The following is a 23,611-nucleotide window of genomic DNA, read 5'->3' as shown; positions in this document are numbered from 1 at the left end:
CGGTTGTCCACAAACGACGGATTAGTCAATCTTATTGCCCTGCTTGGCGATGTGGAGGCGCATCAGGTCGGTGAGCGACTCCAACGTGTCTTCTTTCCGCGGTCCCTTGCCGATGATGAGTCCATTTCTCGCCTGAATGATCTCGCGGATCTATGGTCGGTGGATGATCCGTCGACTAGATTCAGGGCGTTGCGAATTGCCGCTGAGATCGTTCGAGGTGTTGCGACTGAGTCCCTGACCGTCGAACGTTGCGATAGCGACCCGTTCCAATCGTGGTTGCGGCGCTTGGAGCACGTCGCCATACGCGATCTGAGTGGGTCAGATCTTGGTTATCACGGTGCCAGTGTGCTGGTTCTGTACTGGTTAGGTGTATTGGCTGAACCAGAAAGCCGGACGATGCCCAACGGCGACTTTCGGCGTCACCTTGAGAACTATGTTGAGATCGGGGACGGATCACCACTTCGGCTTGCAGCAGCTGTCGCACTGGCTCGGTTGAGTGCAGGAACCGGGCTTCCTCATTCGGCGGCGCGGCTCTTTCGTGAGTTCTTGGCTGGGTCATCGCTACCCGGTGATACCTGCTCAGAAGTACTAGGAGATGTCCGTACCGCTATTCGGATTGCGCTGGACGGCCTGCCAGATCAGACTTCAATCTTCGTTCAATCGTGCCAATCAAGCGTTCCTCTGGCTCGGTTCCAGAATATTGGTCAATGTTTGCGTTTGATGGAGACATGGCGCGATGCCCCAGCGCATGTCTTGCCTGCGGTCGCTGAGCGTTTGCGGGATCGTGAAGCGCCGGTCCGCATGGCCGCCGTTAGTGTGGTGCATCGGTCTGGGCAAGCGGCGGCCGAATATTTGAATGAATTGTCTGAGACTTTGCGCGACCCGACTGCTGGAATGAATGGACCCGCCCAACCGCGCCTAGTGGATCTGCTTCGGGCAGAAGCTTTGGCCACCCTCGTTTCATTTGGGCGGACAGACGCCTTGGAAGCCCTTCGTTCCTACCTTTCGAAGCCTTATGGAAATGTCCAGATAAGTTCTTTAGTCGCCGATGCGCGGTTCTTTGCGGCCGAAGTTGTTACGGATATAGCCAACGTCATGCGTGCTGGCGTTCACGCGGAGGCGAGTGTAGAGACCATCCGTGCACTTTCGGGTGTGTTGGACGGGCTTGTGACTTGGGGCAGCGGAACGGAACCGTTCCTTCCCGAGATGGCCGCGTTGTTGAGGAGTAAGGTTGCTGAGTCAGCCGTTCTTGATGTGCTCGCCGAACTTGGGCCGGCGGTAGTTGCAGTAGAGGATCTTCTGTTGGATCAACTTCGCTCGGGCGAAGCGACACCGGGACGGCGCGCTGCAGCTGCGGCTGCGCTGCTTCGTGGCGGATTGGCCTCAGCGGATGAGGCGGCTGCGGTCCTCGCGTCGATGCTGGATCGCCTAGGTTCGCCGCCGGCTGCGGTTAGGTACTTGGCTGATCTCGATTTTCCGCCCGCCGTGTTAGGGAGTAAAGCGCGCATAGGCGTAGTTGAAAAGCTTTTGACGGAGTCCAGAAGTTCGGTTGTTCGAGCAAGTTCAGCCAGAGTTCTATGGAAATGCGGCGAGCGCCGGCCGGGTCTTGCGGAGGCGCTTATGCGCGAGGTAGGTCCATGTCCCAACGGAATCCGTTGTGTCGAATGGCTGGCTGATATGGGTCAGATTGCGGGTACGTGCTATTCAGCATTGCTGCGTATCAAGAATGATCGGCGTCGCGCGCGATGCTTGCATGCGGGTGATTTGGTAGTGGCGGCTGATGAGAGATATCAAGTCGCGATCGCGCAAGCTCTTTCCGTTGTTCCGTAAAGCGCCCTGCATCGAACCGTTGACTTAGTGAGTGTTTGAGAACTACCTGGTCTCCTCGGGTCAGCGCTACTTCTGTTGACGAAGGCCGGTTCGGTGGGTGACCCATGCGGACCCATGAGGTTGATGGCGGCCCAACCGGATCATCGCCTCCGACGCAGCGGGATCGCGTTGTAATCGCGGGCCAGGCGTTGGCCTGCGGACCGTTGACGTCAGCGAGAAATCGGAATGCTGGACAGGGAGAGGCGCTAACTGTCGCTGGGCAGTTTTCGGCGAGCGGAGTGCGACGTGGTCGACGGCCGAACTGCGTCTTATGTCGGAGTTCACATTCGAATACGAGGACAAGATCGTCGTGGTATTCAACACGACGCGGTTTCTCGATGGCGGTGATTCCGCTGACCGCCTTGGCAGGAATCTGCCCATCAACTTGGATCGCCTTACCGGATCCTGTGAGTTCTGTGCCCTCGACGAGGTCATGTTGTACGTCGACCTCGGCCTCTTCCCGGAGCGGTGAACCGTCATCTGGCGCGGGGCCGGTCCCAGCCCGGCGGAAGGCCAGGGCCGGGCGCCGGCCACGGTGGATCGGGCTGGAAGTCGTGGTGCGTACCGTCGAAGGGGTGGTTGCCCGCCTCCGCGAGGGAGGCGAGGTGCTCGCCCAGCGCGCGGATCTCCGCCGCCTCGGTGGCATTCCAGTAGAGCGGGTGCCCGATCCGCGACTCGAACTCGTCGAAGTCCTTCCACCGCCAGGTGCCGTCCGGCTCCACCCAGATGTCGAGTGCGTGGTCGACCGTGTCGAACCCGCCGGACCAGCGCACCGATGGCGCCTCGAGGTTGATATACCACCCGATGAAGTCGGGCTTGAAGAACCACCACACCGAGTAAGCCCCAGCCGGCGGGATCCACAGCAGCAGGCTGGCGCCCTCCCAGGTGAGCTCCTCCAACCGCGCGTCGACCAGTTCGTCGATCGCCGCGTCGTGCAGCGTGCGCCCAGCGGCGTCGATCAGTCGCCAGTAGGGCGATCCGGCGGCGAGCCACAGTAGCGTGCCGGTGTCATCATCGGAGACGACCCGCGCCACCTTTATGAAGGTGAGCTGATCCCCTTTGAAGTACCGCCGCAGCACAAGATCGCCAGCTTTCATGCGCGGCGACGCTACCAGCCTGGGGACGTCCCGTGTTGAGCCCTGACGACATTCTGGTCAGCATCGAGGTATCGGCGGTACCCGCCGAAGTCCCCTTGTCTGAATGGATCAGGCGCGGCCCGGAACTGCGGGCGTTCACGAGTCCGGACCTGCCGCGATCGCGCCTGACCGGCGAGGACCTGCCCCGGGCGGTGATCCCGATCGCCTTCCGCAACGACTACGTGTCGCGCGAGCTGATCGCCACTGGTCAGCTCGCGGATCCGTGGCCCGGGGCAGCGGCACAGGCCGGTGACCCCATGCTGGGCGGTCGCCAGTTGCTCGCCATGATGCTGGGCACCACGCGAACGGACCCGCAGACGCTCGACGCCGAGGTGACGGCCGCGGTCCAACGCTGCGCCGCCGGGCAACAGTGGGACTACGTCGTCGCCTTCGCCGAGACAGCCGGCGGACTCGGACTCCGGGCCGTGGTGCCGGTCCTGTGCGACCTGCTCCCGTCGTGCCCCGACCCCGTGCCGATCATCGACACGTTGGCGCTGCTGGGCGGGTCCGAAGCGGTTCCCGCGCTGGTCGGCCGACTCGGCGGGGAGGCGTCACGACGCTGCCTTTACGCCATCTACGCCATCGGCACACCCGAGGCGCACCGCACCCTGGCCGACATCGCGAACGGGCAGGAGTGGCCGGACGAGCTCCGGCAGCTCGCCCGTCAGCTGGCCTGACGCGGCCGCTGCCACCCTGCGGGCATGTCCACAGGTGGTGTCCAGGCGGCCGGCGGCCGGAAGTCGCAGCCCCGGCCGTCGAACGGGGCCGCGCCGGACTCGATGAGCCCGACGACCCGCTTGCCCTCCGCCCACACCGCCTCGGGGTCGTCGACCCAGTAGACGTCCGGGTGGGCGAGGTGGTCGGCGAACTCGTCCTCGTCCTTCCACCGCCAGGCGCGGTCGGCCGTCGCGACGATGTCGAGGTCCTGGTCGACGGTGTCGATCCCGGCGATGCCGCCGTCGTCCCACCGGGCGCCGGGCTCCTCCAGGTTGACGTACCACTGCCGGAAGCCGCCGTCAGGGTCGAAGAAGAACCACAGCGAGTACGCCCCGGCGCGCGGATGCAGCATCAGCACGTCGTTGCGCCAGGTCAGCTCCTTCATCGCGGTGGCCGTGCGGCCCCATTCGCCGAACGGCACCTCCCGGAACGCGCGGCCGTCGGCCGCCCCGAGGTCGCGGTAGGCGCTGCCGGTGGCGATCCACGTCCACAGCCCGGTCTCGTCGTCGGCGGCCACCCGCCCGACCCAGACCCGGGCGAGCAGGTCGTCGCGCATGAAGTGCCGGCGCAGTATGAGTCGGCCCACCGGCCATGTCCCCGTCATGAGCGGCGAGTCTATCCGCCTACCGGGATGTGGACGTGCCGTCGAGGTTGACGCGGACGACCCGGTCGCGCACCGCGGCGGCGAGCGCGTCGACGTCGACCTCGCGGGACGTGTCGACCTGCAGCACCGCGCCGAGCGCGAGCGGCGCGGCCTCGGCCGCCCAGGTGAGCCACAGCCGGTCGAGCCCGACCTGCGGGCCGTGGATCGGGTGGCGGCTCGGGGCGCGGGCCTCGAACCGGCGCCGCGCCAGCGGCGCGGGCACCTCGCACCAGATCTCCAGGACGTCGGTCGGCGCCACGTTGGCCCGGCGCAGCCCGCGCACGACGATCTCGCGCGTGCGGGGCAGCCAGGCGCTGTCGCAGATCGCGCCGCCGGCGGCGTGGGTGAGCAGGGCCCACATGGTCTCGCTGGCGGCCGCCCCGAGCGCCTGGTTCCACACCGGCTGGGGCCGCGTGTCGGGCGAGTCGACGCCGAGCACGTCGGCGTGCGCCTCCTTGATGACGTCCTTGCTGAACAGGGGGAGGCGCAGCAGCCTGGCCAGGGCCCGGCCGAGCGTGGTCTTGCCGGCCCCTGGCAGCCCGTTCATGAGGATCACGGGCCGGGTCACGACGCGGCGTGCCCTGAATGTCGCTTCCGTGCTCGCAATTCCGGCATGGCGCACACCTCCCCGTACCATGCTGTCACAGAGCGTCACGCCACAGTGGCCCGGACTATCGATATTGGACTATCGAATTACGCGGCCCCGCAGGATGATCCGGGACGGGGCGCGCACGACCTCGAGGTCGGCGCGCGGATCGGTGGGATAGGCGACCAGGTCCGCGAATCCACCCTCGACGAGGCCGGGGAAGCCGAGCCAGGCCCGCGCCCCCCAGGACGCGGCGGCGAGCACGTCGAGCGGGCGCAAGCCGGCGGCGGTGTGCAGCATGAGCATCTCGTCGGCCGCCCGGCCGTGGGCGATGCCGCCGCCCGCGTCGCTGCCCACGAAGATCGGCACCCCGGCCGCGTACGCGTCGGCGACCACCCCCGCGTGCCGGTCGCGCAGGGCCAGCATGTGCTTCGCGTACCCGGGGAATTTGGCCTCGGCCCGCGCGGCGATGTTGCCGAAGGTCATGATGTTGATCATTGTGGGTACGAGGGCGGTGCCGCGCGCCGCCATCTCGGCGATGTCCGCGTCCGACAGGCCGGTGCCGTGCTCGACCGAGTCCACCCCGGCGCGCACCAGCGCCGCCACCGGCTCCTCGGCGAAGGTGTGGACCGCCACCCGGGCGCCGGCCGCGTGCGCCGCGGCGACCGCGCCGGTCATGGTGGCGGCGTCCCAGGCGGGGGCCAGGTCGCCGGCCTCCCGGGAGATCCAGTCGCCCACGAGCTTCACCCAGCCGTTGCCGAGGGCGGCCTGCTCGCGCACGGCCGCGTCGACGCCGTCGGCACCTACCTCGACCCCGATGTCGCGCAGGTAGCGGCGCGGCGGCGCGACGTGTCGCCCCGCCCGGGCCAGTCGCGGCACGTCGGGATCATGATCCAATTCGGGGTACGGGTAGGGCGAGCCGGCGTCGCGGATCGCCAGCACGCCCGCGTCCCGGTCGACGGTGGCGAGCGCGCGGGCCTCGTCAACGGACCCGATCGGCGCGCCGCCGGGCCGGATGCCGATGTGGCAGTGGGCGTCGACCAGTCCGGGCAGGATGAACCCGCCGTCCACGACCGTCGTGGCGTCCGCCACCGGGGTCAGGCTGACCCGGTCGCCAACCAGCCAGAGATCGCGGGTCTGGTCGTCGGGGAGCAGGACGCCGCGCACATGTAGGGCCATAACGCCGTACCCACCTTCCGGGGCCGCCCGCGTTCGAGTCGCGGCGTCCGATCTGGCAGAATAGTTCGCTGGTATCCGACGTGCGGCCGAGCCCTCTAACCCGGCCGCGGGTCAGTCCACGAGTAGCCGACCGCGCCCAACCCCACGGGAGCGGGGAGCACGCTCAGCTTTATCAACTCAGGAGCGAAAAAACCGTGGCCGTTCGTATCCGGCTTCTGCGGATGGGCAAGATCCGCAACCCGCAGTACCGCATCGTCGTCGCCGACTCCCGCACCAAGCGGGACGGTCGCGCGATCGAGCAGATCGGGCTCTACCACCCGAAGGAGGACCCCTCGCGCATCGAGGTCAACTCCGAGCGGGTGCAGCACTGGCTCTCCGTCGGCGCGCAGCCGAGCGAGCCGGTCGTGGCGATCCTCTCCAAGACCGGTGACTGGCAGAAGTTCAAGGGCCTGCCCGCCCCCGCCGAGCCGCTGAAGGTCGCCCCGCAGAAGGCCAGCCGCACCGCGACGTACGAGGCTGAGGCGCAGGCCGCCGCCGGTCTCGCCGCCGAGACGCCCAAGGTCAAGAAGGAGGCTCCGGCGAAGAAGAAGGCCGCCGAGGCCCCGGCTGAGGAGCAGGCCGTTGCCGACGCCGGTGCGGAGAGCTGACGTGGCGCTCCGGCCGGCACTGGAGCACCTGGTCAAGGGCATCGTCACCCACCCCGACGACGTCCGCGTGCGCATGATCGATGGTCGGCGTGGGCAGCGTCTCGAGGTCCGGGTGCACCCCGAGGACCTGGGCACCGTGATCGGTCGTGGCGGTCGCACCGCCAAGGCCCTTCGGCAGGTGATCACCTCGGTCGGTGGCCGGGGCGTGCGGGTCGACATCGTCGACGCGTACTGATTGATCTCTCATGCTGGTTGTGGTCGGGCGCGTCGGGCGTCCGCACGGCATCCGCGGGGAACTCTCCGTGGAGCCGCGCACGGACGAACCCGAGGCGCGCTTCGCCGCCGGGTCGGTGCTCATCACTGATCCGGCGGCGGCCGGCCCGCTGACCGTCAACAGCATGCGGCCGCACAAGGGCTGGCTGCTGGTGACGTTCGAGGGCATCGCGGACCGCACGATCGCCGAAGGGCTGCGCGGCGTTCTGCTCTGCGTCGACACCGCCGACCTGCCCGACCCGGAGGACCCGGACGAGTTCCTCGATCACCAGCTGGTCGGCCTCGCCGCTGTCGACGACCTGGGCGTTGAGTTGGGCAAGGTCGTCCGCGTGGAGCACGCCCCCGCCAGTGACCTGCTGCACGTGCGGCTGACCGGCGGCAAGACGGCCCTCGTGCCGTTCGTGAAGGCGATCGTCCCCGAGGTGGACGTCGCGGCCGGGCGGGTCGTGCTGACCCCGCCCGACGGCTTATTTGATCTTTAGTGGGGGAATCCGGATGCGCGCGGACATCGTGACGATCTTCCCGGAGTACCTCGCCCCGCTCGAACTGTCGCTCATCGGCAAGGCGCGGGCCTCCGGCCTGCTCGAGATCGCCGTGCACGACCTGCGGGACTGGACCCACGACGTGCACCGCACCGTGGACGACACCCCGTACGGCGGCGGCCCCGGCATGGTCATGCGGCCCGAGCCGTGGGGCGAGGCACTCGACGCGCTGCTCCCCGCCGGTGCGCACCTGGTCGTGCCGAGCCCGGCCGGGGCGCTGTTCACCCAGCGCACGGCCCACGAGCTGGCGACCGAGTCGCACCTGGTCTTCGCGTGCGGCCGCTACGAGGGCATCGACCAGCGGGTCCTCGACGAGGCCGCGGTGCGGGGCCGGGTGAGCGAGGTCTCCCTCGGCGACTACGTGCTCTTCGGCGGCGAGGTCGCGGTGCTCGTGATCATGGAGGCGGTGACCCGGCTGCTGCCCGGCGTCCTCGGTAACGCCGAGTCGCTGGTCGACGAGTCGCACGTCGACGGTCTGCTGGAGACCCCGGTGTACACCAAGCCGGCCGTCTGGCGCGGCCGCGAGGTGCCCGACGTGCTGCGCTCCGGTGACCACGGGCGCATCGCCCGCTGGCGGCGCGCGGCGGCGCTCACCCGCACGGCGGAACGCCGACCCGACCTCCTGGCCGCCCTGGACCCGGCTAAGCTGGGCAAGCACGATGTGACGGCGCTGACGTCGGCCGGTTATCAGGCACCCGGATTTCCGGTTACCGAGGTCGATGTGGCAAAGTAGTGGGGTTGCCGCAGGTGGCTCGCTCCGCCGCGCACACACAAAGACCGATTTCCGCGCGGTCCCGCCGCGCCGTGAGCCCTAGGACATGCGATGAACACCCTGGACGCCCTCGACGCCCAGTCGCTGCGGACCGACATTCCCCGGTTTGCCGCTGGCGACACGCTCAAGGTGCACGTGCGGGTTGTCGAGGGCAACCGTTCCCGCATCCAGATCTTCCAGGGCGTCGTCATCCGCCGCCAGGGCTCGGGTCTGCGGGAGACCTTCACGATCCGCAAGGTCAGCTTCGGCGTCGGCGTCGAGCGGACCTACCCGCTCAACGGCCCCTCGCTCGACAAGATCGAGGTGGTGACGCGCGGTGACGTGCGCCGCGCCAAGCTCTACTACCTGCGCGAGCTCCGCGGCAAGAAGGCCAAGATCAAGGAGCGCCGCGAGAAGCTGCCCGCCTGAGCGCGGACACCTCCGTCACAGCCCCTGGGACGTGTGTCCCGGGGGCTTTTGGCATTGGTTCTTTCACCGGTTCGTGGCACCGTGACCGGCGATGTTTCGGAAAATGATCTCACGTCCACCACTGAGGCGGATGTCGTGACGGCCCGCAGCCAACTACGCTGATTCCCGTGATGGACGGCAAGCTCGACAGCTCGGACCGCGGTGACGACGCGGCCTACCCCGGCGGCGCGCCGGGCGGCTACGGCGTCCCCGGCTACCGTGGCCAGCCGCCGGCCAGCGGCCGCCGCCCGGAATACCCGCCCTCGGGCGCCGCGCCCGTCTACGGATCGCCCCGACCACCCCATACGGGGGGTGGGCCCTCGGGCAACTATCCGGCCGGCGGGCGAGGCTACCCGTCGGCCGCTTCATCGCACCCGGGGCACGGCCGGCCGCCGTACGAGCCGGAGCGGCGGCCCTCGCGGATCGCCCGCAAGGTCAACTATGACGACGACGGGCGGCACGCCGCCAAGCGTGAGCCGGTCAAGCGTCCGCGCGCGCGGGGGCCCATGCCGCTGTTCCTGGAGCTGCCGCTGCTGCTCGTGGTGGCCTTCTGTCTGGCGGTGCTGATCCGCACGTTCCTCGTGCAGGCCTTCTACATCCCGTCCAGCTCGATGGAGCAGACCCTGCTCGTCAAGGACCGGGTGCTGGTCAACAAGGTCGTCTACGGGGTGCGCGGCATCAAGCGCGGCGAGATCATCGTCTTCAAGGGCTCAGGCAACTGGCAGCACGAGCCCGACAACAAAATCGAGAAGCCCACCTCACTGCTCAGCCGGTTCGGGCGCACCTTCAGCGACCTCATCGGCCTTAGCCAGCCCAACGAGAAGGACTTCATCAAGCGCGTCATCGGCCTGCCCGGCGACCACATCAAGTGCTGCGACGACCAGGGTCGGGTCGTCGTGAACGGCCAGTCCCTCGACGAGCCCTACATCAACAACCCCGCGCCGTTGGTCGACCCGTCGCAGCCACACATGTGCCTCGTGCGCAACTTCGACGAAGTGATCGTCCCGCCGGGCCAGCTGTTCGTGATGGGTGACCACCGGTCGGTCTCGTTGGACTCCCGGTGCAGCGGCACCGTCCCCATGGAGGACGTGATCGGCCGCGCCTTCGTCGTGGTGTGGCCCAAGGACCGCTGGAAGATGCTCCCGGCGCCGGACAGCCTCGCCGACGTGCCCACCACGGTGGCCTCCGGCGCCACGACCGGCCCGCTTCCGGGGGCCGACGCGACCGCGTGGGGGGTTGTCGGTTTGCCGATTCTCGCGTCTTTGGCGATATCGGCGCGTTCGGTGCGTATCCATCGGAGACGAGGTCGTAGGCTTCTGTGGTGATTGACGAGCAACCCGCCAAGACCCGCACCCCCTTCTGGCGCGAGCTGCCGATCCTGCTCGGCGTCGCCATCGTCGTCGCGATCGTGGTGCGCGCGTTCGTTCTGCAGACCTTCTTCATCCCGTCCGAGTCGATGGAGAACACGCTCAACATCAACGACCGTGTGCTCGTCAACAAGCTGGTGTACGACTTCCGCGACCCGCACCGTGGCGAGATCATCGTGTTCGAGGCGCCGATGATGTGGCGCTCCGATCCGAACGAGAAGGACTTCATCAAGCGCGTCATCGGCACGCCCGGTGACCACGTCGTCTGCTGCGACGCGCAGAACCGCATCACGGTCAACGGCAAGGCGCTCGACGAGACGTCGTACCTGTACTCCGACGCGCAGGGCACCGATGAGCCGAGCGACTCCCGGTTCGACGTCGTGGTGCCGGCCGGACGCCTGTGGGTCATGGGCGACCACCGCTCGCACTCGGGCGACTCGCACGAGCTGTTCAAGCGCACCAACGGCGACGCCACCGCCTCGACGATCCCCGTCGACTCGGTCGTCGGCCGGGCCTTCGTGCTCTTCTGGCCGTTCACCCGCGCGACCTGGCTCACGGTTCCGTCCACATTCGACGGCGTCCCCGCGCCGCCGGGCGGTTGACGCCCGTCGTTGTCACCCGCACGGGCTAGGCTGTCCCGTCGTGAGCGAGCGAAATGTGACCCGACCGCCTGGCGTGGCTGCGCGGTCGCGTCGGGCGGCTCGCGTGCTGCTGCTCGACGGGTGCGACCGGGTGCTCATGCTGCACGGGCGCGACCCGCACCGGCCCGACCATCTGTACTGGTTCACGGTCGGCGGCGGCCTCGACGACGGGGAGAGCTACCGCGACGCCGCCGTGCGCGAGCTGCGTGAGGAGACCGGGCTCGGGTTGGCGGCGGACGACCTGACGGGGCCGGTGTGGCGCGAGGTGACGGAGTTCCCGTTCGCCGGCGAGTGGTACGTCCAGGAGCAGGAGTTCTTTCTGGCGCGGGTCCCCGGGTCCGACTGGACGTTCAGCCGCGCCGGCTTCGACGACATCGAGTCCGCGTACATCGACGGGTTCGCCTGGTGGTCCGTTGACGAGCTGGCGGCGACCACCGAGCGGTGCTACCCGACGGAGCTGGCGGACGTGCTGCGGGAGATCCTGGAGGCGTGATGCTGCCGCCGTCGCGCACGGTGGTCCGCCGGGACGGCGGGCTGTACGCGCTCGAGCGTGCCCTGCAGCGCCGGGGCTTCGCCCTGGTGGCCGGGGCCGACGAGGCCGGCCGGGGGGCCTGCGCGGGCCCGCTCGTGGTGGCCGCCGCGATCCTGCCGGAGGGCCGCCGCGGCGAGGTGCCCGGCCTGGCCGACTCGAAGCTGCTCACCCTGGCCGCCCGCGAGCGCGTCTTCGACGAGGTCATGGCCCGCGCGCTGGCCACCGCCGTGGTCGTGATCCCGCCGACCGAGGTCGACACCCGGGGCCTGCACGTGTGCAACCTCGCCGGGATGCGCCGGGCACTTGCCGGCCTGTCGGTACGCCCGGATTATGTCCTCACCGACGGTTTTCGCGTGGACGGGTTGGGCGTGCCGGGGCTCGCGGTGTGGAAGGGTGATCAGGTGGCGGCCTGCGTCGCCGCCGCGAGCGTGCTCGCGAAGGTGACCCGAGACCGGATCATGGTGGAGTTGGATCGGGAATTTCCGGCGTACGGCTTTGCTGTGCACAAGGGGTACGTGACCGCCGAGCACGCTGCGGCGCTGGATGCGCACGGTGCCTGCGAACACCACCGGTTCTCGTACGCGAATGTGGCGGCGGTGGGCGCGGGCCGCGCGGCGAGTCGCGGTACGGTCGGCGTGGCGGCCGTCGCCGCGGGCGCCGGGCGCGTGCTCGTGGGCGAGAATGACGACGGTAGGAAGGACGGTTCGTGATGAGGGCCAGGGGCACAGGGCGATGAGCACCGAAGATCTCGAAAAGTACGAGACCGAGATGGAGCTGCAGCTCTACCGGGAGTACCGCGACATCGTCCGGCAGTTCTCCTATGTCGTGGAGACCGAGCGGCGCTTCTACCTGGCCAACCAGGTGGAGCTGCACGTCCGTAACGTGGACGGCGAGGTCTACTTCGAGGTGGAGATGCACGACGCCTGGGTCTGGGACATGTACCGTCCCGCGCGGTTCGTGAAGAACGTGCGCGTCATGACCTTCAAGGACGTCAACGTGGAGGAGCTGGAGAAGCCCGACATCTCCCTGCCCACCGAGGGCGGCTTCGGCGCCTGACCGGTTTTCCACAGCGCGCCCCGTCGTCCACAGGTTGCCGCCTCGGGCGCGCGCGGCCATGGCGTGTCCCGCCAGGCTGTGGGCATGCCTCCGTCGTCCGCTCAGCCCCGTCGCCCGGCCCTGATCCGTCCGCTGCTCGCCGTTCCTGTCGTAGCCCTGGCCCTGATCGGGTCGGGCGCCGCCGCGTCGTCGTGGGCGGCCTCCGCCGGCCCGGCGTTGTCCGCCCGCGCCCCGGACGGGGACGTGCCGTCCGGGTGGCTGAGCTGGCCGCTGGGCGGATCACCGACGGTGACCCGAGGGTTCGACCCGCCGGACAAGCCGTGGCTGCCGGGGCATCGGGGCGTCGACCTGGCGGCCCGAGCGGGCGACCCGGTCCGGGCGGCCGGGCCCGGGGTTGTCGTCTTCGCCGGTGACCTGGCCGGGCGGGGCGTCGTCAGCGTGGCCCATCCGGGCGGTCTGCGCACCACGTACGAGCCGGTGGATCCGCTCGTCGCCGTCGGCGACGAGGTAGCTGCCGGCGCCCTGATCGGGACCGTGTCCGCCGGCCACGCCGGCTGTCCGGCGGCGGCGTGCCTGCACTGGGGCGCCCGCCGCGGCGACACCTACCTCGACCCGCTCTCGCTCCTGGGCCCGCCCCGCCTCCGCCTGAAGCCGCTCCCGGGCGCCTGACCCATCCGACCACGCGGGGAGGGGCGTCAGGTCTGTTCGCGGTCGCCGGTCGGGTCGGTGGGGTGCCGTGCGGCGGTCAGGGATCCGCCGAGGGCCATCGGTAGGTCCTTCTGGCCGTGGGCCAGCGACCTGCGGATGGCGTTCACCAGCGCGCGCTGCGCCTCGGCGGGCGCCACCATCGCCTGCGCGAACTCGTCATCGGTCAATGTGTGGACTCCCGTGTCCACACTCGCCTTGGCGAGAAACCGCCCGACCGCCAGCCCGAAAGCGTCGATCTGCTCCGCGACCTCGAGAGGGGCGACCAGGCTCGCCGACGTCAGCGCCGCGCTCCAGGCCGCCCAGTCGTAGTCCCACGACGTCCGTCCGCCGTGGGCGCGTCTGAGCACCATGGCGAACGTGGCGTAGTGCCGCAACAGCTCCTGGTACGCGGCGAGCTGCCGGTCGCGCAGCCAGTGCCGGTCCTGGGCCCGGCGGGCGAGGACCGCGCCGACCACCACGCCGGCCGTCACGGACAGGGCGCCGCCCGCGATGGTCACCACCGTCTCCGCGACCGCCATCGAGTCGCCCCCGTTCGTGTGGCCAGCCGGGCAGGGACGTGCGTCGATGACGCTACCGCCGCCGCGGGCGGCCCGCTACCGGTCAGGGCGCCGGAGCGAGGCGGTACCGACCGTCGTGGCAGACGACGAACCCGAGGTCGACCAGCGCCGGCAGGGTCGCCCGCGCGTCGCGGATCGCCACGCCGGCCGCCGCCGCGACCTCCTCGGCGGTGCGGGCCGCGCGGGGCCGCACCCCGTCGAGGACCTGCGCCTGCAGGCCGGTGAGGACGTCCAGGGTCCGTTCCGGGGCGCGGACCTCGTCGGCCAGGTCCAGGCCGATCCGGCCGACCTCCTCGACGATGTCGGCCACCGTGGCGACCAGCCGGGTTCCTTCGGCGCGCAGCTCCTCGTGGCAGCCGACGGACGACTCCGATGTGGCCGGCCCGGGCACGACGAGCGCCGGGCGCCCGAGCCGGATGGCGCGGTGCAGCGTGAACCGGGCGCCGCTGCGCTTGCCCGCCTCGACCATGACGGTGCCGCGGGTGAGCGCCGCGATGACCCGGTTGCGGACCAGGAACCGGACGCGGTGCGGGTCGCTGCCGGGCGGCCACTCGCTGAGCAGCAGGCCGCCGCCGTCGACGATCCGCTCGAACATCCCGGACAGGCTCAGCGGGTACGGCCGGTCGACGCCGCAGGCGAGGATCGCGATCGTCACCCCGCCCGCCGCGAGCGCGCCCCGGTGCGCCGCCGCGTCGATGCCGAACGCGCCGCCGGAGACCACCGTCCAGCCGCGCTGCGCCAGGCCGTAGGCCAACTCGGAGGCCATGTGCTCGCCGTACGCGGTGGCGGCGCGGGCGCCGATCACCGACACGGAGCGGTCGCAGGCGTCGGCCAGCGGCTCGGCGCCGCGCACCCACAGGCACAGCGGTGGGTCGGTGTCCCGGTCGACGATCCTGCCGTTGTCCCGGCTGAGCCGGACCAGGTCGCGGAGCTGGTGCGGCCAGCCGTCGTCGAGCGGGGTGAGCAGGTCCACGCCGAGCCGGTCGGCCCGCACCGTGGCCCGGGCGGCGTGCAGCAGCGCCTCGGCGACCGTGCCGCGCGGCGCGATGTGCACCAGCCGCGGCTCGACGATCTGGCGCAGGTTGTCGTCCACCTCGCCGGCGAGCAGCCGCTCCAGCGCGGCCGTCGCGCCCACCTGCCGCACGAGCACGCCCAGGTCACGCCGCCCGGGCTCGACGAGATGGGCCAGCGCGACAAACGCCAACCGATCAGGATCAGTGTTTGTGCCGGCCCCCTTCACGTTGCTCATGCCGGCCTCTGTCCCGTGCGGAGGTCGATCGCCTCGTTGACCTCGGCGGCGCCGGGGGAGTCGAGACCGGCCAGGTCGGCGAGGGTCCAGGCCGCGCGCAGCACGCGGTCGTGCCCGCGCGCCGAGAGCTGCCCACGGTCGAGCGCCCCCATGAGCGTGCGCGTGGCGGAGGCGGGCAGACGCCACGGACGGCGGCGGGGCGCGGCGCNCGTGGCGGCGGCGGGCAGACGCCACGGACGGCGGCGGAGCGCGGCGCCGGGCACCTCGCTGTTCGTGGCCCAGCCCTCGGCCGCCCACCGGGCCGCGGCGACGGCCCGGGCGCGCGCGACCCGCCGCGCCACGGTGGCCGACGGCTCGATCTCGCCGCGCTCGGCGAACAGTTGCGCGGGCGTGACCGGGTACAGCGTGATCTGCAGGTCGATGCGGTCCAGCAGCGGGCCGGACAGGCGGGTGAGGTAGCGCCGCTTCGCCACCCGGGTGCAGGTGCACTCGGCGCCGGACGCGGCGCACGGGCACGGGTTCGCGGCGAGGACGAGCTGCACGCGTGCCGGGTAGGCCGTAGCGCCCCGGCTGCGGGCGATCGACACGCGGCCCTCCTCCAGCGGCTGGCGCAACGCGTCGAGCACCCTCGACGAGAATTCGGGCGCCTCATCCAGGAACAACACACCGCGATGGGCGAGGGTGATCGCTCCGGGCCGGGCGAGGCCGCTGCCGCCGCCGACGAGCGCCGCCATCGACGCCGAGTGGTGGGGCGCCTGGAAGGGCGGCCGGCGGATCAGCGTCGCGGCCGGCGCGAGCTGCCCGGCGATCGACCGCACGGCGGTGACCTCCAGGGCCTCCGCGTCGGTGAGCGGCGGCAGGATCGTGGGCAGCCGCTGGGCCAGCATCGTCTTGCCCGCCCCCGGCGGCCCGAGCAGCAGCAGGTGATGCCCGCCCGCCGCCGCGACCTCCAGCGCCCGCCGGCCACGCGACTGCCCGGCGATGTCCGCGAGGTCGACCTCGACATCAGCCGGAGGGGCCACGGAAGCGGACGGCGCCACGAGCGGCGAGCCGTCACGGATGAACGAGATGAACTGGTGCAGGGCGTCCGTGCCGTACACGGTCGCGTCGGGGACCAGGGCCGCCTCGGCCAGGTTGGCGCTGGGCACGATGAACCGGCGCACCCCCTCGCGCCGGGCGGCGACCAGCGCGGGCAGCACCCCGCGCACGGCCCGGATCGTGCCGTCCAGGCCCAGCTCGCCGAGGACCACCACGCCGTCGATCGCGGCCTGCGGCAGGCGCCCGGCGCCGACCAGCAACGACACCGCGATCGCGAGATCGAACGAGGAACCGTACTTGGGCAGGGTGGCGGGCAGCAGGTTGACGATGATGCGCCGGTTGGGCCACGGCTCGCCGGAGTTGACGATCGCGGCGCGGACCCGGTCGCGCGCCTCGTGCAGGGCCGTGTCGGGCAGGCCGGACAGGGTGAGACCGGGCAGGCCGGCGGACAGGTCGGCCTCGACGGTGACGAGGTGCCCCGTCAGGCCGACGAGCCCGACCGCGCACACCCGCGCGTAGCCCATCACCGCACCCCGAAGGTGGTTGAAGTCATGGCGTCCACAGTGGTCACCGCGGCGCCGCCGGAACGGCGTACCCCGAAGATCTGTGGATGACGGAGGGTGGTGTGGACAACGCGCGGGGGCGGGCGGGACGTGCTACAGGATGGCGCGGAGGTGTTCCGTGACGGCCGGGCCCGACGGCTGCGGATGGACGGCGACCAGGTCGAAGCGGACCTCGCCGCCCGCGCCGGGGTGGGCGGCGAGCCAGGCGGCGGCGAGCTGCCGCAGGCGGCGCACCTTCGCCGGGGTGACCGCCTCCGCGGGGGTGCCGAACGCCGCGCCGCGGCGGGTCTTCACCTCGCAGAAGACGATCGTCTCCCCGTCGCGGGCGACGATGTCCAGCTCGCCCCGCCGGCCGTCGCGCCAGTTGCGGTCCAGGATCACCATGCCCGCGTCGATGAGGAGCCGGACGGCGACCCGCTCCCCGTAGCCGCCCACAGCGTTGCCAACCCACGTCATGCCCCCACGGTGGGCCGACCCGGCGGTCCCCGCCACGCCCGTCACCCGATCTGTGGACAACCGGCGGCCGATGTGGACAACCGTCCTCAGCGACGCCGAGCGGCCGCCGGCACCGGATCCGTCTCGTCGTCGAACTGGCCGATGAGCTGTTCGATCAGGTCCTCCAGCGCGATGGCGCCCACCGGCGCCCCGGCGTCGTCCACCACCACGGCCAGCTGCGCCCGCGCCTCGCGCATCGCCCGCACCGCGCCCGCGACCGGCGCGCGCGCCGGCACCGTGAACGGCGCGGCCGCCAGGTCACCGGCGCTCGCCGGCACCCCCGCGGTCGTCGCCCGAACCGCGTCCCGGACGTGGACCAGCCCCACGATCGCGCCACCGGCGTCGACGACGAACAGCCGGGAGCGGCCGGATTCGCGGCTCACCCGTTCCACGTCGGCGGCGGACGCACCCGAAGGGACCCCCACCACGTCAGCCAGCCCGATCGTGATCTTTTCGACCGTACTCTGCTGGATCTTCAGCATCGCGGTGAGCAGCTCGTGTTCCGCGGCGGCGAGGGTGCCGTGCTCGCGGGACGAGTCGAGCAGCAGGCGCAGCTCCTGTGGGCCGTGCGCCTGGGCCAGCTCGTCCTGCGGGGTTACCTTCACCAGCCGCAGGCAGGCGTTCGCCAGGGCGTTGAGCGCGGTCAGGGCCGGGCGGGTGAGCCGGGTGAAGGCCCGGAACGGCCGCGCCACCATCAGCGCCGAGTCCTCGGGATGGCTGATCGCCCACGACTTGGGCGCCATCTCGCCGACCACCACGTGCAGGAAGCCGACCACCATGACGGCCAGGATGAACGCCACCGCGTACGCCACGTCGTGCGGCAGCCCGGCCGCGTCCAGCGCGGGCGTGAGCAGGCGCGCCACCGCCGGCTTGGCGAGCGCGCCCAGGCCCAGCGTGCACAGCGTGATGCCGAGCTGCGCGCCGGCCAGCATCATGGACAGCTCCCGGCTGCCGGCCAGCGCGGCCTGCGCGGCACGGTTGCCGGTCGCGGCCGCCTGCTCCAGGCGGTGCCGTTTGGCGGCCACGAGCGCGAACTCGGCCGCCACGAAGAACCCGTTGAGCGCCAGCAGGGCGACGGAGAACAGCACGACCCACGCGCTCATCGCGTGACCATCCGCACCAGGTGCGGCACCCGTCGGCGCACCTGCTCGACCGTGAGGGTGGCGTCGCCGACCGTCACCTGGTCCCCGACCTCGGCGACCCGGCCCAGCGTGGCCAGCACCAGCCCGGCCACGGTGTCGTAGCGGTCGCTGTCGGGCAGCCGTACCCCGGTGGTGTCCTCGATCTCGTCGGGCCGCCAGCGGCCCGGCAGCAGCCACGAGCCCGCCGCGTCCCGCACGGGCGCGGGGGAGGCGAGGTCATCCTCGTCGCGGATGTCCCCGACGAGCTCCTCAGCAACATCCTCAAGCGTGAGTACGCCCGCGAAGCCCCCGTACTCGTCCATGACGCAGGCCATCTGGCGCCGCTCGGCGCGCAGCCGGTCGAGCACCCGGGGCAGCGCGGCGCTCTCCGGCACGAGCAGCGGCGGCGTGGCGATGTCGGCGACACTGGTGCCGGTCCGTCGGTCGGGCGCCAGGTCGCGCACCTCGGCGATGGAGACGATGCCGATGACGTCGTCGACGCCCGTGCCCGTCACGGGGAACCGGCTGTGGCCCGTGTCGAGCAGGTCCACGACCCGGGTGGCCGGCTCGCGGGCGGCGATGGTGACCACGTCGACGCGCGGGATCATGACCTCGCCGGCCGTACGCTCGCGGAAATGCAGGCCGCGGGCCAGCAGCTTGGACGTGTCCTCGTCGAGGACGCCCTGGTTGACCGACTCGTCGATGATCCGGTCCAGATCCTCGGCGGTCGCGCCGTGCGGCAGTTCCTCGATCGGCTCGATGCCGACGCGGCGCAGCAGCCGGTTGGACGTCGCGTCGAACAGCCGGATGAGCGGCCCGGCGATCGCGAGGTAGATCAACGTCGACCGCGCCAGCTTTGTCGCGAGGAGCTCGGGGCGCGCGATGGCGAGGTTCTTGGGGGCCAGCTCGCCGAGGACCATCTGGATCGCGGTGGCCAGCAAAAGCGCGACGGCCACCGCGATCGACAGGCTGGCGGCCCGCGGCACGCCGGCCAGGCCGAGCAGGTGGGCGAGGCCCTCGCCGAGGTACGGCTCGGCGACGTAACCGGTGAGCAGCGCGGTGAGGGTGATGCCCAGCTGGGCGCCGGAGAGCATGAAGGAGAGCCGGGCGGTGACCTTGAGCGCCCGCGCGGCGGCGGCATCGCCCTGCTCGGCCTGCGCGCGCAGGCGGCCGCGGTCCACCGCGACGAAGGCGAACTCCTGGGCCACGAAATAGCCCGTAGCGACCGTCAGCGCGACGATCGCCAGCAGTCCGACCACGATCAACATGGCGCGGGCCACCTTCGGCGGCTGGCCCACTCGGGAAGCCGGGCACCGCCCGGCCCGGTACTGCTACCTTCGTTCATGATCAATTGACGATAGCACACGCGGCTGTGGATTGACTGAGTGCGATAGGTAAGCGCGTTCCGCGTCGGTATCGTGGACCGGATTCGCTGGGGAGGTCCACACAATGACAGGGGCGGGCCGGTCGGGCCGGGGCGGCGGCATGCGGCAGGTGGCGCAGCTCGCGGGCGTGTCGGTCAGCACCGTCGCCAACGTCCTCAACAACCCCGGCCTGGTCGCCGAGGACACCCGCCGCCGGGTCGAGGAGGTCATCGCGCGGGTCGGCTTCGTCCGCAGCGGCCCGGCCCGGCAACTGCGCGGCCTGCCCTCGCAGCTGGTCGGCGTCGTCACGCTCGACCAGGGCAACCCGTTCTACGCGGCGCTCAACCGGGGCATCGAGGACGGTCTCGCCGAGGTGGGCTGCGTGACGCTCACCTGCAGCACCGACGTGCGCCCCGACAAGGAGACCCGGGTCCTGCGCATCCTCGAGGAACAGGCCGTCCGCGGCATCCTCGTCACGCCGACCAGCCACGACGTCACCGGCATCCTGGAGGTCGGCCGGCGCGGCACCCCGGTCGTGCTGGTCGACGGCCCGCACGGCTGTGCGGGCGCGTGCGCCGTCACGGTCGACCACCGCCTGGGCGGCGAGCTGGTCGGTGCGCACCTGGCCGGCCTCGGCCACCGCCGCCTCGCCTACGTGCGGGCCACGCCCGAGGTCGTGCCGGCGACCGACCGGTTGGCCGGCCTCCACGCGGCGCTGCGGACCAGCGGTCTCGACCCGGCGGAGGCGCTGGTCGAGGTGCGCATATCGCCCGCGTCGCGGCTGGTCGAGGACGCCGACCGGATCGTCGACGAGATCCTCGACCGGCGCGACCCGCCCACCGCGATCGCCTGTGTCAACGACCTGGCCGCGCTGGGCGTCATGCGCGGGCTCGCCCGGCGCGGCCGGCGCGTGCCGGAGGACGTGTCGGTGGTCGGCTACGACGACCTGGACTTCGCCGCGCTGCTGCACCCGGCGCTGACGAGCGTGCGCACCCCGGTCCGCGAGCTGGGCCGCGCGGCGGCCGGCATGCTCCTCGACGAGGCCGCGGACGGCCACCGCCACACGGAGATCCGCTTCGCCCCGACCCTGATCGTCCGCGACTCCTCGGCCCCACCCGGCTGATCGCCGTGGCAGCGGGCGTGAACCGGCTAACGGCGCCACAGCCATGGATTCCGCGCCCGCATTCCATGGCGATGGCGCCAATAGGCGGACGTTCCGGCTGATCGGCGGCCTGGTGACCATCCCGACGGCCACCAAGGCCGCCTGCCAGGCGCTATCGGTCCCGACCCCAATCGGCCGAGCCAGACCCCAAGAGGGCTGTGGCGAATGTGGGTCGCTACGCGGTCCACATTCGCCACAGCCCCGTTAGCGGATCAGCTTTCGATGGCGGCGGAGCCGCCGTTCTTGGTCGCCGCCGCGCGGGCCGCGGCCGACTCGCCGGCCGCGCCGCCCAGGCGGGCCAGCAGGCCGGCCAGGTCGATGCCGGTCAGGTCCGAGCCCAGTTGCAGGCCCTGGGCCACGTTCGACGAGACGCTCTTCGTGAGCGACGAGGCGCCGTCCGTCGAGATGACGGTCATCTTGTCGATCGAGCTCATCGGGGCCGACGCCGCCGCCACGACCTGCGGCAGGACCTTCACGAGCAGGTCCAGGATGGCGGCCTCGCCGTACTCGCCGAAGGCCTCGGCCTTCTTGCCCATCGCCTCGGCCTCCGCCTGGCCGCGGGCCAGGATGGCGGCCGCCTCCGCGGCGCCCTCGCGCTCGGTGGCCTCCGCGATCGCGGTACGCCGCTTCTGCTCGGCCTCACCCTGCTTGGCGCCCTCGATCGCGTTGGCCTCGGCCAGCGCGGCGCGGCGGGCGCGCTCGCCCTCACCCGTGAGCCGGTCCTGCTCGGCCTTCGCCTGCGCGGCGGCGATGGTGGCCTGCCGACGGGCGTCGGCCTCCAGGACGGCCGCGTTGCGGGCCGCCTCGGCCTCCTGCTCCACCTTGTAGCGGGCGGCGTCGGCGGGCTTGCGGACCTCCGTGTCGAGCTGGCGCTCCTTGAGCTCCGCGTTGCGCTCGGCGACCTTCTGCTGCTCGGCGAGGATGACCTGCTGGCGCTCGGCCTCGGCCAGCGGGCCGGCCGCGGCCGACGTCGCCTTGGCGGCGTCGATCTCGGCCTGGATGGCGGCCTGCTTGAGGGCCAGGTTGCGGTTGGCCACGGCGATCGCCTCCTCGGCGAGCAGCCGCTCCTGCTCGGCGGCCTGCCGGGCGCGGGCCTCGGCGATGGCGGCCTCCTTGAGCACCCGGGCGGCCTCCGGCCGGCCCAGGTCCTGCAGGTACGAGCCCTCGGCCAGGATGTCCTGCAGCTGGAACGTGTCCAGCACCAGGCCCTGGTTGGTCAGCGAGTGCTCGGCCTCCTCCGCGACCGCCGAGGCGAACGCCGTCCGGTCCCGGATGATCTCCTCGACGGTGAGCCGGCCGACGATGGAGCGCAGCGCGCCGGCGAGGACCTCCGAGGTGAACTGGTCGATGCCGGACTGCTGACCGAGGAAGCGCTGCGCGGCCGCGCGGATCGCGTTCTCGGTGCCGCCGACCTTGACGATCGCCACGCCCTGCAGGTTGGCCCGGATGCCCTGCTTGGTCACCGCGCCCTGGATCTCCACGTGGATGCGGCGGCTGGACAGGTCGAGCGACTGCAGCTTCTGCACGACCGGCATCACGAACACGGACGCGCCCATGACGACCTTCTGGCCGGACAGGTCCGTGGACCGGACGCCCTCGGCGCTCTGCACCGACTTGCCCTTGCGGCCGGTGACGATGAACGCCTCGTTCGGCCCGGCGACCTTGATCCGGCTCAGGATAAAGATCACCAGGAGTACGACGAGGAGAACGCCGCCGCCGATGGCGATGAAGAGAGGTTGCATCGACCCTTCTTTCCGGGAAGAGGTGGGGGTGGAACTGCGGAAATTCAGGCGCCCGGCAGGGCTGCGGTCTCCTCGACGACGACGCTCGTGTCGCTGATCGTCTCGACCACGAAGACCTGTGCGCCCAGGGGCAGCGGGCGGTCGGCGCGCGCGTTCAGCTTCACGGGCTGGCCGCCCAGCTGTACGCGCACCTCCCCGTACCCGCCGGGGTTGATGGGGGTGACGACCACGCCGAGCCGCCCCACGAGGTCGGCCTGCGTGGGCGTCGCGTCGGTGCGCATCCGGCTCGCGGCCCGGGCGAACCGGATCGCCAGCCACGCCGTCGGGATCGCGGCCAGTGTGCCGATGACGATGGCGGCGAGCACGCCGCCGAGCGTGCCGACCGACCCGCCGACCAGGTCGGCCGCGATCGCGCCGGCGAACCCGAACGCGCCCACGAAACCGGCCACCGCCGGCACCGAGAACGGCCCGTCGAGGTCGGGGTGCCCGAAGTGCAGCACGTCACCGACGAACAGGGAGATCGCGAGCACGGCGACACCGACGCCACCGATGACGAGAAACGTGGTGGTGATCCCGTCCATGCGCCCCATCTCCCCCGGTCCGGTCCCCGAGAGTAGCGGCCCGGTGCCAGGTCACCGCCCGTGCTGTCGACGTTCTTGACCAAATCTGCGGAATTCCGACGCCCAATTCCGCACGTAACTGGCCTTTCGCCGGCTACAACCCCGCGGCGGCGGGCACCGGGCGCGGTGCCCAGGCGAGCCACGCCCCGTGCGGGCCGGTCACCGCCAGCGCCGTCACTGTCGGGCGGCCCGCCTGCCAGGTGGCCGTGGCCAGGGTGGCGGAGGTGCGCGCGGCCGTGTCCCGGGTCGACGGGGTGGCGGCGAACAGGTCGACGCCGCAGCAGTCGCTCTCGTTGACGATCATGGCTAGGTCGCGTCGGGCGCCCTCGGCGGCCAGCAGCGCCACGAGTTCGGCCCGCCGGGACGGCGCCAGATAGGTGAGCGCATGCGAGGCGAACACCACCGGCACCGCGCCGGCGGGCACCTCGGCGAGCAGGCCGGGCAGCGCGTCGACGGAGTCGCCGGCGACCAGCCGGACGCCGGCCGGGGCCGCCTCCGCGAGCGCGGCGTCCAAGCGGGCCAGCCGGTCGGTCTGCTCGGGCCAGACGCAGGAGCGCAGCCACGCCACGGCGTCGGCGTCGTCGG

General features: G+C 71.4%; 28 protein-coding genes. 15 read left to right on the top strand and 13 right to left on the bottom strand.

What is annotated here, in order from left to right; genetic code table 11:
• Positions 1 to 3 precede the first annotated feature (3 nt).
• Positions 4 to 1,830 carry a hypothetical protein gene (locus tag ABD211_RS13475; protein ID WP_344130259.1) on the top strand — a complete coding sequence of 609 codons (1,827 nt, stop codon included), beginning with the start codon at positions 4 to 6 and terminating at the stop codon, positions 1,828 to 1,830.
• 310 nt (positions 1,831 to 2,140) lie between these two features.
• On the top strand, positions 2,141 to 2,341 hold the full coding sequence (locus ABD211_RS13470) for a hypothetical protein (RefSeq protein ID WP_344130256.1): 201 nt from the start codon (positions 2,141 to 2,143) through the stop codon (positions 2,339 to 2,341).
• Between the two features lie 4 nt (positions 2,342 to 2,345).
• On the opposite strand, the gene ABD211_RS13465 is transcribed toward ABD211_RS13470, so the two are convergent.
• Complete coding sequence (locus ABD211_RS13465; RefSeq protein WP_344130253.1) at positions 2,346 to 2,966, bottom strand: ribonuclease FAU-1 family protein; 621 nt, start codon at positions 2,964 to 2,966, stop codon at positions 2,346 to 2,348.
• 32 nt (positions 2,967 to 2,998) lie between these two features.
• Between ABD211_RS13465 and ABD211_RS13460 the strand changes: the two genes are divergently transcribed.
• A complete protein-coding gene (locus tag ABD211_RS13460) occupies positions 2,999 to 3,682 on the top strand; it encodes a hypothetical protein (protein WP_344130251.1) in 684 nt (227 codons plus the stop codon).
• On the opposite strand, the gene ABD211_RS13455 is transcribed toward ABD211_RS13460, so the two are convergent.
• The 3 genes from ABD211_RS13455 to ABD211_RS13445 form a co-directional block, all read right to left on the bottom strand.
• The gene (locus ABD211_RS13455) at positions 3,670 to 4,326 is read right to left on the bottom strand and encodes a ribonuclease FAU-1 family protein (RefSeq protein ID WP_344130247.1); all 657 of its coding nucleotides are present in this window, start codon (positions 4,324 to 4,326) and stop codon (positions 3,670 to 3,672) included. The genes ABD211_RS13460 and ABD211_RS13455 overlap by 13 nt on opposite strands.
• A gap of 19 nt (positions 4,327 to 4,345) precedes the next feature.
• Entirely contained in the window at positions 4,346 to 4,912 is a 567-nt protein-coding gene (locus ABD211_RS13450; protein ID WP_344130244.1) for an AAA family ATPase, read from the bottom strand.
• Positions 4,913 to 5,050: 138 nt separating this feature from the next.
• Positions 5,051 to 6,130 carry an amidohydrolase family protein gene (locus ABD211_RS13445; protein ID WP_344130241.1) on the bottom strand — a complete coding sequence of 360 codons (1,080 nt, stop codon included), beginning with the start codon at positions 6,128 to 6,130 and terminating at the stop codon, positions 5,051 to 5,053.
• A gap of 194 nt (positions 6,131 to 6,324) precedes the next feature.
• Here ABD211_RS13445 and rpsP point away from each other — a divergent pair, with 194 nt between their 5' ends.
• From rpsP to ABD211_RS13390, 11 genes are all read left to right on the top strand, one after another.
• On the top strand, positions 6,325 to 6,777 hold the full coding sequence (gene rpsP / locus ABD211_RS13440) for a 30S ribosomal protein S16 (RefSeq protein ID WP_344130238.1): 453 nt from the start codon (positions 6,325 to 6,327) through the stop codon (positions 6,775 to 6,777).
• A 1-nt stretch (position 6,778) separates the two neighbouring features.
• Positions 6,779 to 7,012 carry an RNA-binding protein gene (locus ABD211_RS13435; RefSeq protein WP_344082261.1) on the top strand — a complete coding sequence of 78 codons (234 nt, stop codon included), beginning with the start codon at positions 6,779 to 6,781 and terminating at the stop codon, positions 7,010 to 7,012.
• Between the two features lie 13 nt (positions 7,013 to 7,025).
• Positions 7,026 to 7,532, top strand: a complete 507-nt coding sequence (rimM, locus tag ABD211_RS13430; protein WP_344130363.1) for a ribosome maturation factor RimM — start codon at positions 7,026 to 7,028, stop codon at positions 7,530 to 7,532.
• A 13-nt stretch (positions 7,533 to 7,545) separates the two neighbouring features.
• Entirely contained in the window at positions 7,546 to 8,325 is a 780-nt protein-coding gene (trmD, locus tag ABD211_RS13425) for a tRNA (guanosine(37)-N1)-methyltransferase TrmD (protein WP_344130235.1), read from the top strand.
• Positions 8,326 to 8,415: 90 nt separating this feature from the next.
• Entirely contained in the window at positions 8,416 to 8,772 is a 357-nt protein-coding gene (rplS, locus tag ABD211_RS13420; protein WP_344130232.1) for a 50S ribosomal protein L19, read from the top strand.
• Positions 8,773 to 9,233: 461 nt separating this feature from the next.
• The gene (gene lepB, locus ABD211_RS13415) at positions 9,234 to 10,136 is read left to right on the top strand and encodes a signal peptidase I (protein ID WP_344130360.1); all 903 of its coding nucleotides are present in this window, start codon (positions 9,234 to 9,236) and stop codon (positions 10,134 to 10,136) included.
• Positions 10,133 to 10,780 (top strand): signal peptidase I, encoded by a 648-nt coding sequence (lepB, locus tag ABD211_RS13410; protein ID WP_344130229.1) that lies wholly within the window; start codon positions 10,133 to 10,135, stop codon positions 10,778 to 10,780. The genes lepB (ABD211_RS13415) and lepB (ABD211_RS13410) overlap by 4 nt, the downstream gene beginning before the upstream one ends.
• Before the next feature lie 40 nt (positions 10,781 to 10,820).
• Positions 10,821 to 11,312, top strand: a complete 492-nt coding sequence (locus tag ABD211_RS13405; RefSeq protein WP_344130226.1) for an NUDIX hydrolase — start codon at positions 10,821 to 10,823, stop codon at positions 11,310 to 11,312.
• A complete protein-coding gene (locus tag ABD211_RS13400) occupies positions 11,312 to 12,061 on the top strand; it encodes a ribonuclease HII (RefSeq protein WP_344130358.1) in 750 nt (249 codons plus the stop codon). Before ABD211_RS13405 ends, ABD211_RS13400 begins: the two co-directional genes overlap by 1 nt.
• 22 nt (positions 12,062 to 12,083) lie before the next feature.
• On the top strand, positions 12,084 to 12,407 hold the full coding sequence (locus ABD211_RS13395) for a DUF2469 domain-containing protein (RefSeq protein ID WP_344130223.1): 324 nt from the start codon (positions 12,084 to 12,086) through the stop codon (positions 12,405 to 12,407).
• Positions 12,408 to 12,491: 84 nt separating this feature from the next.
• The gene (locus ABD211_RS13390) at positions 12,492 to 13,076 is read left to right on the top strand and encodes a M23 family metallopeptidase (RefSeq protein ID WP_344130221.1); all 585 of its coding nucleotides are present in this window, start codon (positions 12,492 to 12,494) and stop codon (positions 13,074 to 13,076) included.
• A 26-nt stretch (positions 13,077 to 13,102) separates the two neighbouring features.
• Here the strand turns inward: ABD211_RS13390 and ABD211_RS13385 are convergent, their stop codons facing one another.
• The 6 genes from ABD211_RS13385 to ABD211_RS13360 form a co-directional block, all read right to left on the bottom strand.
• A complete protein-coding gene (locus ABD211_RS13385; protein ID WP_344130219.1) occupies positions 13,103 to 13,633 on the bottom strand; it encodes a hypothetical protein in 531 nt (176 codons plus the stop codon).
• A gap of 82 nt (positions 13,634 to 13,715) precedes the next feature.
• A complete protein-coding gene (gene dprA, locus ABD211_RS13380; protein ID WP_425560404.1) occupies positions 13,716 to 14,876 on the bottom strand; it encodes a DNA-processing protein DprA in 1,161 nt (386 codons plus the stop codon).
• Between the two features lie 41 nt (positions 14,877 to 14,917).
• The gene (locus ABD211_RS13375) at positions 14,918 to 16,483 is read right to left on the bottom strand and encodes a YifB family Mg chelatase-like AAA ATPase (RefSeq protein ID WP_344130214.1); all 1,566 of its coding nucleotides are present in this window, start codon (positions 16,481 to 16,483) and stop codon (positions 14,918 to 14,920) included.
• 132 nt (positions 16,484 to 16,615) lie between these two features.
• Positions 16,616 to 16,978 (bottom strand): YraN family protein, encoded by a 363-nt coding sequence (locus ABD211_RS13370; RefSeq protein ID WP_344130211.1) that lies wholly within the window; start codon positions 16,976 to 16,978, stop codon positions 16,616 to 16,618.
• An 86-nt stretch (positions 16,979 to 17,064) separates the two neighbouring features.
• Positions 17,065 to 18,120, bottom strand: coding sequence for a hemolysin family protein (locus tag ABD211_RS13365; RefSeq protein ID WP_344130208.1), 1,056 nt, complete (start codon positions 18,118 to 18,120; stop codon positions 17,065 to 17,067).
• Positions 18,117 to 19,406, bottom strand: a complete 1,290-nt coding sequence (locus ABD211_RS13360) for a hemolysin family protein (protein ID WP_344130205.1) — start codon at positions 19,404 to 19,406, stop codon at positions 18,117 to 18,119. Before ABD211_RS13360 ends, ABD211_RS13365 begins: the two co-directional genes overlap by 4 nt.
• A 181-nt stretch (positions 19,407 to 19,587) precedes the next feature.
• On the opposite strand from ABD211_RS13360, the gene ABD211_RS13355 reads away from it, so the two are divergent.
• Entirely contained in the window at positions 19,588 to 20,625 is a 1,038-nt protein-coding gene (locus tag ABD211_RS13355; protein WP_344130202.1) for a LacI family DNA-binding transcriptional regulator, read from the top strand.
• Between the two features lie 251 nt (positions 20,626 to 20,876).
• On the opposite strand, the gene ABD211_RS13350 is transcribed toward ABD211_RS13355, so the two are convergent.
• The 3 genes from ABD211_RS13350 to ABD211_RS13340 all read right to left on the bottom strand — a co-directional run.
• Positions 20,877 to 22,406, bottom strand: coding sequence for a flotillin family protein (locus ABD211_RS13350; protein ID WP_344130199.1), 1,530 nt, complete (start codon positions 22,404 to 22,406; stop codon positions 20,877 to 20,879).
• Positions 22,407 to 22,450: 44 nt separating this feature from the next.
• The gene (locus ABD211_RS13345) at positions 22,451 to 22,987 is read right to left on the bottom strand and encodes an NfeD family protein (RefSeq protein WP_344130196.1); all 537 of its coding nucleotides are present in this window, start codon (positions 22,985 to 22,987) and stop codon (positions 22,451 to 22,453) included.
• Positions 22,988 to 23,120: 133 nt separating this feature from the next.
• The coding region (locus ABD211_RS13340) for a DUF2332 family protein (RefSeq protein WP_344130194.1) at positions 23,121 to 23,611 on the bottom strand (491 nt) is incomplete at its 5' end.

Origin of the sequence: Luedemannella flava (assembly GCF_039528515.1) — a bacterium.
GTDB classification, from domain to species: domain Bacteria; phylum Actinomycetota; class Actinomycetes; order Mycobacteriales; family Micromonosporaceae; genus Luedemannella; species Luedemannella flava.
This window is presented reverse-complemented; position numbering and strand designations above follow the sequence as displayed.

What these genes read in the sequence shown, in the direction of transcription:
- ABD211_RS13345 (WP_344130196.1), bottom strand. Translation starts at nt 22,987, where the DNA reads ATGGACGGGATCACCACCACGTTTCTCGTCATCGGTGGCGTCGGTGTC.
- ABD211_RS13470 (WP_344130256.1), top strand. Translation starts at nt 2,141, where the DNA reads ATGTCGGAGTTCACATTCGAATACGAGGACAAGATCGTCGTGGTATTC.
- ABD211_RS13400 (WP_344130358.1), top strand. Translation starts at nt 11,312, where the DNA reads ATGCTGCCGCCGTCGCGCACGGTGGTCCGCCGGGACGGCGGGCTGTAC.
- ABD211_RS13360 (WP_344130205.1), bottom strand. Translation starts at nt 19,406, where the DNA reads ATGTTGATCGTGGTCGGACTGCTGGCGATCGTCGCGCTGACGGTCGCT.
- ABD211_RS13390 (WP_344130221.1), top strand. Translation starts at nt 12,492, where the DNA reads ATGCCTCCGTCGTCCGCTCAGCCCCGTCGCCCGGCCCTGATCCGTCCG.
- ABD211_RS13395 (WP_344130223.1), top strand. Translation starts at nt 12,084, where the DNA reads ATGAGCACCGAAGATCTCGAAAAGTACGAGACCGAGATGGAGCTGCAG.
- ABD211_RS13385 (WP_344130219.1), bottom strand. Translation starts at nt 13,633, where the DNA reads ATGGCGGTCGCGGAGACGGTGGTGACCATCGCGGGCGGCGCCCTGTCC.
- rplS (WP_344130232.1), top strand. Translation starts at nt 8,416, where the DNA reads ATGAACACCCTGGACGCCCTCGACGCCCAGTCGCTGCGGACCGACATT.
- ABD211_RS13465 (WP_344130253.1), bottom strand. Translation starts at nt 2,966, where the DNA reads ATGAAAGCTGGCGATCTTGTGCTGCGGCGGTACTTCAAAGGGGATCAG.
- ABD211_RS13355 (WP_344130202.1), top strand. Translation starts at nt 19,588, where the DNA reads ATGACAGGGGCGGGCCGGTCGGGCCGGGGCGGCGGCATGCGGCAGGTG.
- ABD211_RS13455 (WP_344130247.1), bottom strand. Translation starts at nt 4,326, where the DNA reads ATGACGGGGACATGGCCGGTGGGCCGACTCATACTGCGCCGGCACTTC.
- ABD211_RS13445 (WP_344130241.1), bottom strand. Translation starts at nt 6,130, where the DNA reads ATGGCCCTACATGTGCGCGGCGTCCTGCTCCCCGACGACCAGACCCGC.
- ABD211_RS13450 (WP_344130244.1), bottom strand. Translation starts at nt 4,912, where the DNA reads ATGAACGGGCTGCCAGGGGCCGGCAAGACCACGCTCGGCCGGGCCCTG.
- ABD211_RS13350 (WP_344130199.1), bottom strand. Translation starts at nt 22,406, where the DNA reads ATGCAACCTCTCTTCATCGCCATCGGCGGCGGCGTTCTCCTCGTCGTA.
- ABD211_RS13365 (WP_344130208.1), bottom strand. Translation starts at nt 18,120, where the DNA reads ATGAGCGCGTGGGTCGTGCTGTTCTCCGTCGCCCTGCTGGCGCTCAAC.
- trmD (WP_344130235.1), top strand. Translation starts at nt 7,546, where the DNA reads ATGCGCGCGGACATCGTGACGATCTTCCCGGAGTACCTCGCCCCGCTC.
- ABD211_RS13370 (WP_344130211.1), bottom strand. Translation starts at nt 16,978, where the DNA reads ATGACGTGGGTTGGCAACGCTGTGGGCGGCTACGGGGAGCGGGTCGCC.